Annotated in this window: 15 protein-coding genes; 14 read left to right on the forward strand and 1 reads right to left on the reverse strand. The window is 43.8% G+C overall.

The window, feature by feature from the left end; genetic code table 11:
* The first annotated feature begins 16 nt into the window (after positions 1-16).
* The 13 genes from EXU30_RS11895 to glpK all read left to right on the forward strand — a co-directional run bounded on the left by EXU30_RS11895 (position 17) and on the right by glpK (position 13581).
* Positions 17-961 (forward strand): ExeA family protein, encoded by a 945-nt coding sequence (locus EXU30_RS11895; protein WP_130600323.1) that lies wholly within the window; start codon positions 17-19, stop codon positions 959-961.
* A complete protein-coding gene (locus EXU30_RS11900) occupies positions 958-2283 on the forward strand; it encodes a tetratricopeptide repeat protein (protein WP_130600325.1) in 1326 nt (441 codons plus the stop codon). Before EXU30_RS11895 ends, EXU30_RS11900 begins: the two co-directional genes overlap by 4 nt.
* Positions 2280-4040 carry a GspE/PulE family protein gene (locus EXU30_RS11905; protein ID WP_130600327.1) on the forward strand — a complete coding sequence of 587 codons (1761 nt, stop codon included), beginning with the start codon at positions 2280-2282 and terminating at the stop codon, positions 4038-4040. The genes EXU30_RS11900 and EXU30_RS11905 overlap by 4 nt, the downstream gene beginning before the upstream one ends.
* 5 nt (positions 4041-4045) lie before the next feature.
* On the forward strand, positions 4046-5266 hold the full coding sequence (locus tag EXU30_RS11910) for a type II secretion system F family protein (protein ID WP_130600329.1): 1221 nt from the start codon (positions 4046-4048) through the stop codon (positions 5264-5266).
* Positions 5266-5832, forward strand: coding sequence for a hypothetical protein (locus EXU30_RS11915; protein WP_130600331.1), 567 nt, complete (start codon positions 5266-5268; stop codon positions 5830-5832). The genes EXU30_RS11910 and EXU30_RS11915 overlap by 1 nt, the downstream gene beginning before the upstream one ends.
* A gap of 370 nt (positions 5833-6202) precedes the next feature.
* Positions 6203-6808: a type II secretion system protein gene (locus EXU30_RS11920; protein WP_130600333.1), complete on the forward strand. Its 606-nt coding sequence runs from the start codon at positions 6203-6205 to the stop codon at positions 6806-6808.
* 62 nt (positions 6809-6870) lie between these two features.
* Positions 6871-7380, forward strand: coding sequence for a type II secretion system protein (locus EXU30_RS11925; protein ID WP_130600335.1), 510 nt, complete (start codon positions 6871-6873; stop codon positions 7378-7380).
* Between the two features lie 27 nt (positions 7381-7407).
* Entirely contained in the window at positions 7408-7881 is a 474-nt protein-coding gene (locus EXU30_RS20795; protein WP_130600337.1) for a prepilin-type N-terminal cleavage/methylation domain-containing protein, read from the forward strand.
* A gap of 209 nt (positions 7882-8090) precedes the next feature.
* On the forward strand, positions 8091-8624 hold the full coding sequence (locus tag EXU30_RS11935) for a pilus assembly FimT family protein (RefSeq protein ID WP_130600339.1): 534 nt from the start codon (positions 8091-8093) through the stop codon (positions 8622-8624).
* A gap of 355 nt (positions 8625-8979) precedes the next feature.
* Complete coding sequence (locus tag EXU30_RS11940) at positions 8980-9516, forward strand: type II secretion system protein (protein WP_130600341.1); 537 nt, start codon at positions 8980-8982, stop codon at positions 9514-9516.
* A gap of 49 nt (positions 9517-9565) precedes the next feature.
* Positions 9566-10081, forward strand: coding sequence for a prepilin-type N-terminal cleavage/methylation domain-containing protein (locus EXU30_RS11945; protein WP_130600343.1), 516 nt, complete (start codon positions 9566-9568; stop codon positions 10079-10081).
* A 496-nt stretch (positions 10082-10577) separates the two neighbouring features.
* The gene (locus tag EXU30_RS11950; protein WP_130600345.1) at positions 10578-11921 is read left to right on the forward strand and encodes an outer membrane protein transport protein; all 1344 of its coding nucleotides are present in this window, start codon (positions 10578-10580) and stop codon (positions 11919-11921) included.
* Between the two features lie 169 nt (positions 11922-12090).
* Entirely contained in the window at positions 12091-13581 is a 1491-nt protein-coding gene (gene glpK, locus EXU30_RS11955; protein WP_130600347.1) for a glycerol kinase GlpK, read from the forward strand.
* 21 nt (positions 13582-13602) lie between these two features.
* On the opposite strand, the gene EXU30_RS11960 is transcribed toward glpK, so the two are convergent.
* The gene (locus tag EXU30_RS11960) at positions 13603-13890 is read right to left on the reverse strand and encodes a hypothetical protein (protein ID WP_130600349.1); all 288 of its coding nucleotides are present in this window, start codon (positions 13888-13890) and stop codon (positions 13603-13605) included.
* Positions 13891-14350: 460 nt separating this feature from the next.
* On the opposite strand from EXU30_RS11960, the gene mraZ reads away from it, so the two are divergent.
* The gene (mraZ, locus tag EXU30_RS11965) at positions 14351-14809 is read left to right on the forward strand and encodes a division/cell wall cluster transcriptional repressor MraZ (RefSeq protein ID WP_130600351.1); all 459 of its coding nucleotides are present in this window, start codon (positions 14351-14353) and stop codon (positions 14807-14809) included.
* The last annotated feature ends 27 nt before the right edge of the window (positions 14810-14836 follow it).

Raw genomic sequence — 14836 nt, forward strand, 5'->3', positions numbered from 1 at the left:
CCGAAGAGACGCGAACATGTATTTGCAGCATTTTGGTTTATCACAGTTTCCATTCACTTTAACGCCAAATACTGAATTCTTTTTTGGCTTAGCGCCTCATGTAGAGGCGCTACAAGTGCTACAAACAGCCATTGAAACCGGTGAAGGCTTTATTAAGGTAACTGGTGAGGTGGGTACAGGTAAAACACTAGTATGCCGTAAGTTACTTAGCGATTTACCAACGCAATACTATTGTGCCTATCTACCTAACCCATACTTAACTCCAGTTGAGCTGAGGTGGGCGGTTGCTAACGAGCTTAAAGTCGATGCGCCAGGCGATACTAATCAGCAGCAATTAACCTTACTTATCCAAAAGCGTTTGATGGAACTGCATCAAAAAGGTTATCACGTTATTTTAGTGTTGGATGAAGCTCAATCTTTACCTGATGACAGTATCGAGGCATTAAGACTTTTTACTAACCTCGAAACTGAAAGTAGCAAGCTTTTGCAAGTTGTTCTGTTTGGTCAGCAAGAGTTAGATGAGCGCTTAAGTACCGCAAAGTTTAGGCAGCTTAGGCAGCGCATCACCTTTAGTTATCATTTACGTCCGCTCAGTTGGGACGAAGTACAGGCTTACATGTTGCACAGACTTAAGGTTGCCGGCTATCAAGGTAATAACCTATTTACTGAGGCTGATATTAAGTTTCTCGCCAAAGCAGCGCGTGGTATCCCGCGTTTGGTCAACATTCTCGCTCATAAAAGCCTACTGTTGTGCTTTGGTGAAGGCGCCAAACAGGTGAGTATCAAGCATTGCCGTGGCGCAGTGATCGATACCGAAGATGTTGAGTTACAGAGTGTTGTTTCGAATCGTTATAAATGGGGCTGGTTGCTGGCGTTACTTGTAGCCATTGCAGCTGTCGTTAGTGGACTACAACAGGATTGTTGCAGTGACTTACTTGCACGAATGAGAGATTTGATATGAGTGTAATTAATAAGATGCTGCAAGATTTGGACAAAAGGCAGCAACCTCAAGGTGAGCAAGAGGCCAAGGAAGAGTCTACACGTAGTGAATTTGTTCGCCCACAACTTGATTACCAACAGCAATCACAGACGTCCAAGTTCAAAGGTGCAAGGGTTTCTAAGCCGTTAGTGATTTTATTAGGTTTACTGATCCCTACTGTAGCTATTGGCGTGTATTTACTGCAGTCTTCATCGCAATCTTTACCGCAAACAGCGCCGGACACCGCATCGCAACCTGCGCTTAGTAAGACTTCAACAGTGCCTCAAGATTCGCAGCCTCAAGCTGACGCAACAGAGCAAGTTACATCAGCACTAGCTGAACCTACAGAGCCTGTTGTGGTCGCGGCAAACTTAAGCGAAAAGCCGTTAAGTGAAAACTCGGTGAGCGAAAAGTCGAGCGCTGACTTAGTCGCGAATGAATCAGCCACTGCCGCTACTGAGGTGAGTGTCACCAATGCTAATCAGGCTAGCCCTGATGCTGAAGTTGCAGTTAAACCTGAAGCAATAGAGTTAACCTCAGCTGAAAAGCCAACAGAACGAGATAGTACAGATATTAAGGTTAAAGAAGTCGCTAAGTCTGACACTGAAAAGGCGAGTAAAGCTATTGATGATAAGCCTGCTGAAACTACGACCATCGCTAAGGTTAAGCCTGCAAAGGATGAAATAAAACCCGCTCAGATGGTGGTTAAAGAGGTAGTACTAAGTAAAGCGCAATTAGCTCAGCGAGAGTTTGCCAAGGCGATAGATGCTGAAGATAACTTCAACCTTGAACGCGCTACCAACTATTATCTTGAAGCTATCATGATTAAGCCTGACTATCACGAGGCGAGAAAGCGTTTAGCAGCTGCCCACCACCAAATGCAAAATACTACTAGGTCAATCCGTGTGCTAGAACGCGGCGTAAGTATGTACCCAAATGAGTTGGAATTTTATGTATTGATGTCTAATTACTTATCGGCAAATGGTGAGTACGATAGAGCTTTAGCCAAATTAGACAATATTGCCGATAACAGTATGTGGGCTCGCGATAAGTGGATCGAGCAAAGTGCCATAGCTCAGCAAGCGAAAAGACCACAGTTAGCAGAGCAAGCTTATCGTAACCTAGTACGTGTTGAGCCTAATCAGGGTCGTTGGTGGATGGGGTTAGGTTATGCACTCGACTCGCAGCAATCTTATGCCCAGGCTGCTCAGGCATACCGCTCAGCACTTGACACCAATGGGCTGTCAAACGCCGCAATTAACTATATGGAAAACCGTTTACGAGAGTTAGGAGATAACCTATGAAGCCGAAGTTGAAGATGCGATTAGGTGATTTGCTAGTTCAAGAGCAGATTATTACTGAAGAGCAACTGCAGCAAGCCCTTTCTGAGCAACGCAATACTGGCCGCAAGTTAGGTCGTACCTTAATTGACTTACAGTGCATCAGTGAAAATCAGCTGCTGCAATTTTTGTCGCAACAGTTGAATTTACCTTATTTGGATATCAGCCGCCGCCCAATTCCACCTGAAGTGGTTAATTTACTGCCGGAAGTGCAAGCGCGCCGCTATCGTGCGTTAGTGGTTGAAAGTCATCATGACCACTTACTGGTGGCAATGAGCGACCCTGCTGATTTACAAGCTATCGACAATCTTGAAGTCTTGATAGCGCCCAAGCAGTTAAAGTTAGCTGTTTGTCCTGAGCAACAGTTGCTTGATGCTTTTGATAATTTATATCGACGCACAGATCAAATTGCTGAAATTGCCGGTAAGTTAGAAGAAGAATACGCCGCCGACGATATGTTCGATTTGGCGAACTTAACTCAAGGCGACAGCGATAGTGAAACTACCGTTGTAAAACTGCTGCAGTCGATTTTTGAAGATGCGGTGCAAATGCGCGCATCGGATATTCATATTGAGCCAGGCGAAACAGTGCTGAGGATCCGTCAGCGTATTGATGGTCAGTTACATGAAAACACCTTAAATGAGGTAAACATTGCCTCGGCCTTGGTGCTGCGTTTGAAGTTGATGGCAGGTCTGGATATTTCAGAGAAACGTTTGCCTCAAGATGGCCGTTTCCATATTGAGATTAATGGGCACAAGATTGACGTTCGTATGTCCACCATGCCGATTTATCACGGTGAGTCAGTAGTAATGCGTTTACTCGACCAAACCGCTGGCTTACGTACCCTTGATGAAACCGGTATGCCGCCGGCGATTGTCGATCGCATTCGCAAACAAATTCGTCGACCTCATGGCATGTTGTTGGTCACCGGGCCGACAGGTAGCGGTAAAACTACCACGCTTTACGGTATCTTGAGTGAGTTAAATACTGCTGATAGAAAGATTATTACTGTAGAAGACCCAGTTGAGTATCAGTTACCTAGGATCAATCAGGTGCAAGTGAGCCATAAGATTGGTCTCGATTTTTCGCACGTTTTAAGAACAACCTTACGTCAAGACCCGGACATCATCATGGTGGGTGAGATGCGTGATCAAGAGACTGTCGAAATTGGTCTTAGAGGTGCATTGACTGGTCACTTCGTTCTGTCAACTTTGCATACCAATGATGCGGTAACCAGTGCGCTGCGTTTACTTGATATGGGCGCGGCGGCTTACCTAGTTGCAAGTGCGCTAAGAGTGATTATTGCTCAGCGACTGGTACGTCGAGTATGTAATAACTGCGCAGTTGACTATCAGCCTACTGCAGCTGAGCGTAGCTGGCTGTCTAGTGTTGGCCACATTGATTTAGCTCAGGCGAAATTTAGAAAAGGAACAGGGTGTCAAAGCTGTAATGGCTCGGGCTATCGTGGACGTATTGGTATTTTCGAAATACTTGAGTTAGACGAAAACATGATTGATGCAATGCGTACCGGTAATCCACAAGACTTTGCTCGTGCTGCTAAACAAAGCCCTAACTTTATTCCGTTAGCCGAATCGGCCATGGAGTATTTACAACGAGGCACTACAACTATTGAAGAAGTCGCTAAACTTGTAGAAGACGTAAGCGAGTCGACAGTCCCATTAGCGGATGAGTTAGTTAATCAACCTCATGGCGGGATTTAAGCTATATGGCATTATTTGAATATCGCGGAAGAGACGCACAAGGGCAGTCAGTAAAAGCCCAGCTTGAAGCTGCCAGCGAGAGTGCTGCAGCGGATACCTTGCTGTCTCGCGGTATTATTCCACTAGAGTTACGAGAGGTAAAACAGGGCAAGGGGATTTCACTTGCGAGTATTTTCGGCAGTAAGGTTTCGTTAGAAGAACTGCAAATTTTTACTCGCCAGATGTACTCGTTAACGCGATCAGGTATTCCTATTCTTCGGGCTATTGCTGGATTGTCTGAAACCACCCACTCTCAAAGGATGAAAGATGCGCTTGATGATATTTCTGAGCAGCTTACATCTGGTCGCCCGCTTTCATCGGCGATGAATCAGCACCCTGATGTGTTCGATTCTTTATTTGTGTCTATGGTTCATGTCGGCGAAAACACAGGTAAGCTAGATGAGGCTTTTCTACAGTTGTCAGGTTACATCGAGCGCGAGCAGGAAACTCGCAGGCGAATTAAGTCGGCGATGCGCTACCCTATGTTTGTTTTGCTCGCCATTGCACTAGCAATGGTGATCCTCAATATCATGGTGATCCCTAAGTTTGCAGATATGTTCTCGCGCTTCGGCGCTGAGCTGCCTTGGGCAACGAAACTACTTATTTCAACATCTAACCTTTTTGTGAATTACTGGCCGCACATGCTGGTGGCATTAGTTGGTGTTGTGGTTGGCGTTCGAGTATGGCACCAAACAGAAAAAGGTGAGAAACAGTGGGATAAGTGGAAGATGCACATTCCAGCTGTTGGCTCCATTATTGAGCGTTCGACCCTGTCACGTTATTGCCGCAGCTTCTCGATGATGCTCAGCGCTGGTGTGCCAATGACACAAGCATTAAGTTTGGTTGCTGATGCGGTCGACAACGCCTATATGCATGACAAAATCGTTAACATGCGACGCGGTATTGAATCGGGTGAGTCAATGCTTAGGGTGTCCAACAACAGTGAGATGTTTACACCCTTAGTGCTGCAAATGGTTGCTGTAGGTGAAGAAACTGGACAAATCGATCAGCTACTTACCGATGCTGCAGACTTTTATGAAGGTGAGGTTGATTATGACCTCAAGAATTTGACCGCTAAGTTAGAGCCAATCTTAATTGGTTTTGTTGCAGGAATAGTGCTCATTCTAGCCTTGGGTATTTACCTGCCTATGTGGGATATGCTCAATGTTGTGAAAGGTGGCGGTTAGTGGAAAAGCAACAATTCGCCGAGCATGACATTATCAAGGCTTATGGTCGCATCATATCCGTTACGATTTTAGTCATAGTGCTAGGTGTTTTGGGATATAGGCATTTTAGCTCCATCCCAAGTCTGGTGGGGCAGAGTCTGGCAATCGAGCATAAACGTTTGCTTAATATCTTGGCTATGGTTCGCAGCCAGTGGCTGTCGTCAGGTCGTCCTTCTAGCTTGCTGTTAGATTGGGATAGCTTGGCCTCAAATATGCAGGCATCTAATCAAGGTGTAACTGGTCAAGATAATGGCGCAAACTCAAGCGAAGACGAGACCGATTTAAGTAACTTAGGTTTTACCGATAATAGAATCTCGCTTTCTGCTAATGGTTGGCCGTTATTAGAAACGGAAAATAAAGCGGGATGTTACCGTTTGTGGCATCAATTACTTGCCAGTAGTACAGATGAGCTGAGTGTTACCTATGATGCAAAAAATAAAATTTGCCGCTACATGGCCGATAACAATGATAGTGTCAGCTATCAAGTGAGCTCTGGGCGAGTGATTTATTTTGCGGGAGGCAATTAACCCTGCTTAAAGCTTAATCAACTTAACTAAAGATAGGTAAAGTTAGCTAAAGTAAGGTGCAACCCGAGTTGGAACGGGTTTTAATATTTGTGAGTAATTGTCAAAAAGTGGCATACAAACCGTTAATAATACTTGTGTATTACGGTTGGTTATTTTAATTTAGCTGCTAATATTAATACTAGGTATTTAGTAGCTGTAATTATCATTAAAGTTATTGAATTGTAACAAGGTTAGTAGGGTTTTATTGTGGTTTTCTATTCCACTATAGAGCAGATTTTTGAGTAGGTTAGTGACTAACTTTGTAGAACTGAGTCTTTATACGTGATTTGTGGGTTACTCAATGGGGTAGCTAGGTTTAAAAGGTGATTTTATGGTTACAAAGCAAAAAGGCTTCTCGTTAATCGAACTGGTTATCGTGATTGTGATTTTAGGTTTATTGGCTGCAACAGCTATTCCGCGTTTTTTAAACGTAACTGATGATGCTGAGAATGCGAGTATCGACGGTGTTGCTGGTGGTTTATCGACTGCGGTAGGCTTTGTGCGAGCACAGTGGGAAGTTGATGGTCGCCGTAATACTGCAGTGATTTTAGATGGCACCAGTATCTCATTAGACACTCGTTTTGGTTTTCCAACAGGCTTAACCAATACCGATGTTACTTCAGTAACAGACACGCACTGTCAGGAAATCTTTAATAACGTGCTGCAAAGTGCGCCTCGTAACGTACTTTATAATGCTGATGCTCGTAACCAACGCTACACGGTACGCGTACTCAATGGCGTAGGCGGCAGCTCAACAGCTATTGATGGCACAACGGTTTCTGGCATTGACCTATGTGTATACCACCAGGTTGCGTCGCTAGTGCTAAACCAAACTACAGGTGTACCAACGCCTGCTCCAGATTTAAATACAGCCGGTGCTAAAGGCATTACCTATAACCCAGCAACGGGTCAGGTATTGTCATTCACTAATAACTAAAACAGATTCAAATCTATACGATAGCCTGGCTATCAAGTCAGAAATGCTAAGAGGTCGTTAACATGCAAAAGCAACAAGGTTTTACATTAATTGAGTTGGTGGTAGTTATCATCATCCTGGGTATTTTGGCGGTTACTGCTGCTCCTAAATTCATCAACTTACAAGGCGATGCTCGCGTATCTGCTCTTCAAGGTTTAAAAGCATCTATTCAAGGTGCAAACACTTTAGTCTATTCTAAAGCTGCTTTAGCGGGCAAAGAGAAGGGCACTAGTCAAACGGTTACCATCTCTGGTGATGCATCAGCAAGCCCTGCAACTAACGTAGACGTGACAACTGATTATGGCTACATGACAGCATTGCTTGTTAATTTTCAAAATGCAGTGCAAATTGATGTCGCTGCTGGCACAGACCCTGGAGCCGCAGGTTTAACAACCGAGTGGATTTTCGATGCTGCTACAGGTGATTTTTGGCAAGTAGGTGCCCCATCAACATGCAAGCTAACATACACTGCTGCAGCATCTGCTGGTGCGTTACCGACGTTTTCAGCTATCCCAGCAGCAACTGATTGTTAATAATAAGAAGTAATTTCGGAGTTACAAATGCGTAAGCAACAAGGTTTTACACTGATCGAATTAGTAGTAGTCATCATTATTCTAGGTATCTTAGCGGTTACTGCTGCACCTAAGTTTATAAACTTGCAGGGTGATGCTTACACCTCGACTTTAAATGGTTTGAAAGGTTCGTTACAAGGTGCAAATACCTTGGTTTACTCGAAAGCTGCTATTGCAGGCCAAGAGAAAGGTGATGATGAAACTGTCGCGATTAGTGATACCGATAACGTGTCGGCTCGATACGGGTATTTACAAAACGATGCAACTTCAATCACTACGGCTTTGCAACTCGATACAACGTCGGAGTGGACAATTGTAGCGGGTAGTGATCAAACTGAAGCTACTGTTTTATATCAAACTAACTCTCCATATGATGACGGTACAGGTTCAAGCCCTGCAGTTGATTGTCATTTAGAGTATACCCAGCTCAATCTGCTGGTGCCTTACCTACGTATGAAGTGAAAGCTACAGGTTGCTAATTAGCTAAATCTAAATTTAAAAGCCCACTCTTATGAAGTGGGCTTTTTTGTGTCTGGAGCTTGTTAGTTAATTCAATTACAACCAGAGTATTAATTGAACAGACAAAGTTGGATATAATCTGTGCGGTTGCCTAGCTTGGTCTATGATAGTTGGGCAAGTATTTGATTTATTTGTGGTGAGATGGAATAACGATGATTAACTCTGTAAAAATGGCGCGAGGGTTCACCCTTATTGAGCTTGTTGTAGTCATTATAATTTTAGGTATTTTGGCGGTAGTCGCTGCGCCTAAGTTTATAAATTTGCAAACCGATGCGCGCACTTCTACGTTGAATGGTTTGAAAGGGGCAATTCAAGGGGCGAATACTATCGCTTATTCAAAGGCGGCCATTAATGGTGTGCAAGATGTAGGTGATGCTGTGGCTTCAGATAGTGGCACGTCTAGGGTCGATATCGGCACAGGCACAGACGCTAAACTTAATTTTGGGTATTTGCAGTCAACAGACGTTGAGTTAATTAATGCCATGGATATTTCATTAGATACAGACCCAAGTAACTCTGCTGATTGGTACATTGAGTTAGGCGAAGATGGTGCTAAAACAGCTAAGTTATTTCAGGCTGGCTCGCCTTATATTGCCGATGACACTAAAGAGTGTTTTTTAGAGTACACGCCCGCAGCTGCAGCTGATCAAATTCCTACCTATGTGGTTAAAGCGAGTGGCTGTTAATCGTCTTACTCTAGCTAGTCTTTAATCTGTTTATAACGAATAATGCCAATACTTAATTTAGTCTTGGCATTTTTACTTTTAACTACTTTCTATTGTTTAAAGTCACAAGTGAATCTAAATGTTAACCTCAATGAGTTTAATGTTAAATTTTATTTTTATTCAGTGTGTTGTAATTGTCATATTTACAAAGTGTCACCATCAAATTATCTAAATCAGCTGGTTTGAGCGATATAATCCCTCCTATTCATTTTTTACTTGCACACCTTTCTAATTATCAAGCATGTGCCTTCGCTACCTTGTTTGGCTGGCTTTAGTTGGTGTGCAGTTTAAGAATTATCAAATCTGGAAATTATATATGCGTACACAGCAGGGCTTTACCCTTATTGAGCTTGTAGTGGTGATTATTATTTTGGGGATACTTGCGGTCGTTGCAGCTCCCAAATTTATCAACCTACAAGGCGATGCTCGTTTATCGACTCTAAAAGGTATGAAAGCTGCGATTCAAAGCGCCAATAGTTTGGTTTATTCAAAAGCCTCGCTTGCAGGAGAAGAGAAAAAACAAAGTGGTGAAGTGGATATTGGCTCAGTGGACAAAGATGGTCACAAGCTTTACCTATATACAGCATACGGATATATAGGTGCCAGCATGCCTCAAGTTGGCCAGGTACTGGGGGAAAACTTTAACTTAGCGACTAGTCGCACAGACCCCACTATTGCTGTTGATGAAGGTAGTGAGTGGACAGCCTATGATGGCAGTAACTCTCAAGGTATCAACCAGCTAACTATTTGGCAGAAGGGTGCACCAGCGAGCTGTGCTGTGCATTATTACCCAGCACAAAATGCTCAAAGCCAACCAACCTTTGGCCCTTTACCTGCAGCATCGGATTGCTAGTTCCAAGTTAAAGTTATTTCGTTTTATTTACTACATTAAGAGAGTCAGTATGAAGTCGTCTCAACAGGGTTTTACCCTTATTGAACTGGTCGTTGTGATCATTATTCTTGGCATTTTAGCGGTCACTGCAGCACCGAAGTTTATTAATTTGCAAGGTGATGCCCGTGTATCAACACTGCAGGGGGTTAAGGCAGCAATTCAAGGCGGCAATACGCTGGTATATTCTAAGGCAGCACTTGCTGGCGAAGAGAAAAAAGGCGCAAATAGTGATCGTGGTAGCGTTGCGATTGATGCATTAAAAATTGTAAGTACTCGCTTTGGCTATATGGAAGGTAAACAGGCTGAGATTGTTAAAGCTGTACAACTAGATACAAGCGAGTGGACATTGACTGATGAGTCCACTCCTGGTGTGGTTAAGATCCAGCAAGTGGGTGCGCCTGACAGTTGCTACATTCTATACACTGAAGCGCAAGCAGAAGGCGCATTACCTAGCTTTAGAAGTGATGTAAAAGCCGATCCTGCAGACACTGAATACTTAGCTATGCCACGCCCATCAGACTGCTAGGCATTACTTGCAGTGAAATCATCCACAGTGACGGTCGCTGTTGTATGCCTAATAAGATAGTTGTTTAGGTGTTCATGGTAATTTGCTTCCTAAGCCCTCTTAGTTGAGGGCTTTTTTACAAATAATTTTTAACTTTTTCTCTGCTAGTTATCGATTCTCAACTTATTTTTACTGATTTTTCAGCGAGTTTTTAGTCCAATTTTAAAACTATATACCTATTTATATCAGTATCTTACCTCTGCTTGTTTATAGCTTTCGTCGCTTGAGGTTACAAGTGTTTCGTAATTTCTTACCTAGGGTTAACTTTTGTTGACGCAGATCACGTTTTTGTTTGATCAAAAACGGTTCACGTGAGTTGCAATCCCTATATTTAGAAGTACACTTGCCCGCAATCGGGTGGAGCTTTTACTCTATTTATTGTTGTTCTCTAATATATAAAAGCCATTAGCTCACAGCTCGAAATCACCAAACAACAAAAAAGAACTAGAGAGATTTCATGAAAAAGTCAGTAGTAACATTGGCCGTAACTGCGGCTGTCTTAGGGATGAGTTCACAGGCATCTGCGGCGGGCTTTCAGTTAGCTGAATACTCAGCTACAGGTATGGGCCGCGCATTTGCTGGTGAAGCGGCAATGGCTGACAACGCTTCTGCTCAAGCTCGCAACCCCGCAATGTTGACTTACCTGGAAGGCCGTCAATTGTCAGCGGGTGGTATTTATATCCAACCAAATGTTGATGTACTTGGTGATGTAGCAATTAGCTCACCACTTATTGGTGAAGACCCAATTGTGGTTAATGCTGATGCAAAAGACTTTGCAGGTAGCGCATTTGTACCTAACTTCTACTACTCAAGCCAAATTAATGACCAATGGACTTGGGGTGTAGCGTTAAATTCAAACTATGGTTTAGCAACTGAGCTAGAGCCGACTCACGCAGCTGCTATCTTTGGCAATGAAACGGGTATTACCACGGTTGAGTTTAACCCGAACATTGCTTACAAGGTTAATGAGCAATTTAGTGTTGGTGCTGGTATCCGTGTTGTTTACGGTGAAGGTCATGTTGGCGCGACTATGCCAGGCTGGATCGACGGCATTAAGCAACTTGTTCCTGATTTAGCGCCTATGTTGCCAGAAGCGGGTGCAAGCCTGAAGTATATGGAAGGGGATGACATCGCCTTTGGTTGGCAGATTGGTACTAGTTGGCAGATCAATCAAAACCACCGTTTAGGCTTTGCTTATCACAGTGGTGTGGAGCTTGAGCTTGACGGTCACGCATCTGGTCTACTTTATACTGGTAGCGATAGCGTTCAAGTTGAAGGTTATTTACCGATTGAGTTACCAGCATTTGCTGAGCTCGCATCTCATCACCAACTCACTGACAATTGGGCAATGCACGCGAGTGTTAACTGGACTCAATGGAGTGTGTTTAAAGAGCTAGTTGCCTACTTCCCAGGTGAAACTAAACCAATTGGTGATATTGATTCAGATCTTGTTAAAGAAGAGAATTTTAAAGATAACTGGCGCTTTGCTTTAGGTACTACGTACCAACTAAATGATCAGTGGTTAATTCGTGGCGGCATGGCACTTGATAAGGGCGCGGCGCAAGATGAGTATCGCTCAACCACAATTCCAGACTCAGACCGTCTATGGTTCAGCACTGGCTTAGGTTATCAAGCATCTAAAAATTTAACCGTTGATTTCTCGGTGACTTACATCAAGGGGATTGGTGATGCACCAATCAACGAGACTCAAGATTTACTTGGTCTAGCTGAGGTTAGCTTTAGCGGTGATGTTAACGCTGATGTTTGGCTAGCGGGCGCGCAGCTTAACTATAAGTTCTAAAATTTTTAGCTACTGCAATAACTAACACAGCGTGAAGCCCTAACTTAGGTTAGGGCTTTTTTATGGGTAATGGCTTGAGTACCTAGCTATACTTTATTTATAGATATCTGCTATAAAATACTGATATTAAATAATTATAATCAAATAACGAAGAATAATGGGTAATGCTATGAGTGATAAACCGTATATTGTGGCACTTGATCAAGGAACCACGAGTTCACGTGCCATTGTGTTTGATCGCAACGCTAACATAGTGGCTTTGTCGCAGCGTGAATTTACCCAAATTTATCCCCAAGCAGGCTGGGTTGAACACGACCCTATGGAGATCTGGTCTTCGCAAAGTTCATCGTTAACTGAAGTACTCTCTAGAGCAGGTATTTCTCATCAGCAAATTGCAGCAATTGGCATTACTAATCAACGTGAAACCACCATTGTTTGGGACAAGCAAACCGGTAAACCCGTGTATGGCGCTATCGTATGGCAATGTCGGCGCTCGGTTGATATTTGTCAGGCTCTTAAAGCACAAGGTACTGAACAACTCATTAAGCTAAAAACAGGGTTAGTGTTAGACCCTTATTTTTCAGCATCGAAAGTAAAATGGATACTCGATAACGTCGATGGCGCGAGGCAAAAAGCCCAAGCTGGTGAGCTGCTATTCGGTACCGTCGATACCTGGTTAGTATGGAAGCTCACGCAAGGCAGTGTGCATGTTACCGAGCCAACCAATGCTAGCCGCACCATGTTGTACAACATTCATACCCAAAAGTGGGACGATGAGCTGCTAGAGCTATTTGATATACCTAAATCTATGCTGCCAGAAGTTAAAAGCTCAAGTGATGTATATGGCACAACCAATATTGTTGGTGGTGAGGTTGCTATTGCGGGCATGGCGGGCGATCAGCAAGCGGCATTGTTTGGTCAGCTGTGCGTCGCGCCAGGTATGGTAAAAAACACCTATGGTACAGGTTGCTTTTTATTGATGAACACGGGTGACAAAGCGGTAACATCAACCCATGGTTTATTAACGACTGTGGCGGTTGGGCAAGATGGCCAAGCTTGCTACGCACTTGAAGGTTCAGTGTTCATGGGCGGCGCGATTATTCAGTGGCTGCGCGATGAGCTAGGGCTGATTGATGAAGCACAAGACACGCAATATTTTGCCGATAAAGTTGCCGACACCAATGGTGCTTATCTAGTACCAGCATTTGTCGGGCTAGGTGCACCTTATTGGGATGCCGATGCTAGAGGCGCGATTGTAGGGTTAACTCGTGGAGTTAATCGCAATCATTTGATCAGAGCTGGGCTTGAGGCTATCGCATACCAGTCTGCAGATGTGATTACGGCGATGACCAAAGATGCGCAAATGCCGCTTAGCCAAATCAAGGTAGATGGCGGTGCGAGTGCCAACGATATGTTGATGCAGTTTCAAGCTGATGTCAGTAATGTTGAGGTTATCCGTCCCGCGATGGTGGAAACAACAGCTTTGGGCGCGGCATTTCTCGCAGGCCTCGCGGTTGGCGTGTGGAACTCAACCCAAGAGTTACAGCATATATTGAGCTTAGATAAGCAGTTTATGCCACATATGGATGATGATGTACGTCAACAAAAGCTTCTGGGCTGGCACAATGCGTTGAAGCAAGTTAGTGATAAGGTAGAGTAGCGGCAGAGATAATCTTAAAACCTAAATCTCAACGTCAATCTTGTGCGGTTTTGTTTTATTGGTAAGCGGCGCATCGTCGTCAGTTAGCAGCTTGTCTTTTGCTTGTTGGTTACTTTTGTTTTGGGCTAATTTTTCTTGAACTGATCGCTGCTGCGCTGCCATGTTAAACAGTTCAGTATTGTGGTTACCTTGGTGATCCTCTGCCTGGATCTGAGTATCTGAATTAACCTGAGCGACTTTACGTTTACGCTCAGATTTTAGGCGCTGCGGCCTCGCGACCATAGCATATATGCTATCTAATCCACTCATATCGACTCCTTTTATTAATTCCTCTACTCATTTTATCGGCAGAGTTTGGCTGATTTTTAGCCAGTTCATTAGGGTTTAAACTTTCGCATGAATTTAGAGGACAAGCTAATCAACCTGAGTTTAGGTTGGTGAGATGTGAATGCTTACCTATTCACTCGCTGACTCTGGTTTACTTTTGAGTTACACCAAACGCGCTTTTGCAGCTGTCATTACCCATAAAACAAATCGATTTGTATAAATATTGTACGCCAATTAGCGTCAATTTGAGCAACAACTTGTATGTTAAACAACAATTTGAGGCATTTGTCCCAGTTATTAAAATCGGTGCTAACCCGCTTGGTATCTGGATTTATTCTGATTTTCTTTCCTTGACAACCCTTGCATTGAGTCCCTAAACTTAGCATTTGTGGGAAAAAGTGGATCATTGTGGATCAAATGCTAACAACAAGGACCTAAATACGTGCTTCGAGGTGCTAGTGCCATCAACATGGATGCCAAAGGACGGATCGCCATTCCAGCGCGATACCGCGAGTCTTTGCGCAGCCAACATGAAGGTATTCTCGTTGTAACCGTCGATATTAGCGATCCCTGTTTACTCATTTATCCCCTTCACGAATGGGAGCAAGTCGAAGACAAGCTGAAACGACTTGCTGATACCAATCCAAAGCAACGTGTGTTTAAGCGCAAGTTACTTGGGTATGCGCAGGACTGTGAAATGGACTCGCACAGCCGCATCGTGATCCCGCCAACGTTACGCCAATTTGCTCAGCTGGAGAAGAAAACCATGCTGGTAGGTGTAAGCAACAAATTTGAATTATGGGATGAGGCAAGTTGGCAGCAAAAACTTGCCGATGATGAAGCGCTAATCGAGCAGATGGACTTTTCACAAGATCCAAGCTTGGCCGACTTCTCCCTGTAAATAAAACCTTTAGTTAAAAGAAGAGTG

The sequence above is a fragment of the Shewanella maritima genome (genome assembly GCF_004295345.1).
Classification (GTDB): Bacteria; Pseudomonadota; Gammaproteobacteria; order Enterobacterales; family Shewanellaceae; genus Shewanella; species Shewanella maritima.

Excerpts from the sequence above, each read along its gene's own strand:
- EXU30_RS11945 (WP_130600343.1), top strand. The coding sequence starts at position 9,566 with ATGAAGTCGTCTCAACAGGGTTTTACCCTTATTGAACTGGTCGTTGTG.
- EXU30_RS11940 (WP_130600341.1), top strand. The coding sequence starts at position 8,980 with ATGCGTACACAGCAGGGCTTTACCCTTATTGAGCTTGTAGTGGTGATT.
- EXU30_RS11905 (WP_130600327.1), top strand. The coding sequence starts at position 2,280 with ATGAAGCCGAAGTTGAAGATGCGATTAGGTGATTTGCTAGTTCAAGAG.
- EXU30_RS11895 (WP_130600323.1), top strand. The coding sequence starts at position 17 with ATGTATTTGCAGCATTTTGGTTTATCACAGTTTCCATTCACTTTAACG.
- EXU30_RS11960 (WP_130600349.1), bottom strand. The coding sequence starts at position 13,890 with ATGAGTGGATTAGATAGCATATATGCTATGGTCGCGAGGCCGCAGCGC.
- EXU30_RS20795 (WP_130600337.1), top strand. The coding sequence starts at position 7,408 with ATGCGTAAGCAACAAGGTTTTACACTGATCGAATTAGTAGTAGTCATC.
- EXU30_RS11935 (WP_130600339.1), top strand. The coding sequence starts at position 8,091 with ATGATTAACTCTGTAAAAATGGCGCGAGGGTTCACCCTTATTGAGCTT.
- EXU30_RS11920 (WP_130600333.1), top strand. The coding sequence starts at position 6,203 with ATGGTTACAAAGCAAAAAGGCTTCTCGTTAATCGAACTGGTTATCGTG.
- EXU30_RS11925 (WP_130600335.1), top strand. The coding sequence starts at position 6,871 with ATGCAAAAGCAACAAGGTTTTACATTAATTGAGTTGGTGGTAGTTATC.
- EXU30_RS11910 (WP_130600329.1), top strand. The coding sequence starts at position 4,046 with ATGGCATTATTTGAATATCGCGGAAGAGACGCACAAGGGCAGTCAGTA.
- EXU30_RS11900 (WP_130600325.1), top strand. The coding sequence starts at position 958 with ATGAGTGTAATTAATAAGATGCTGCAAGATTTGGACAAAAGGCAGCAA.
- EXU30_RS11950 (WP_130600345.1), top strand. The coding sequence starts at position 10,578 with ATGAAAAAGTCAGTAGTAACATTGGCCGTAACTGCGGCTGTCTTAGGG.
- glpK (WP_130600347.1), top strand. The coding sequence starts at position 12,091 with ATGAGTGATAAACCGTATATTGTGGCACTTGATCAAGGAACCACGAGT.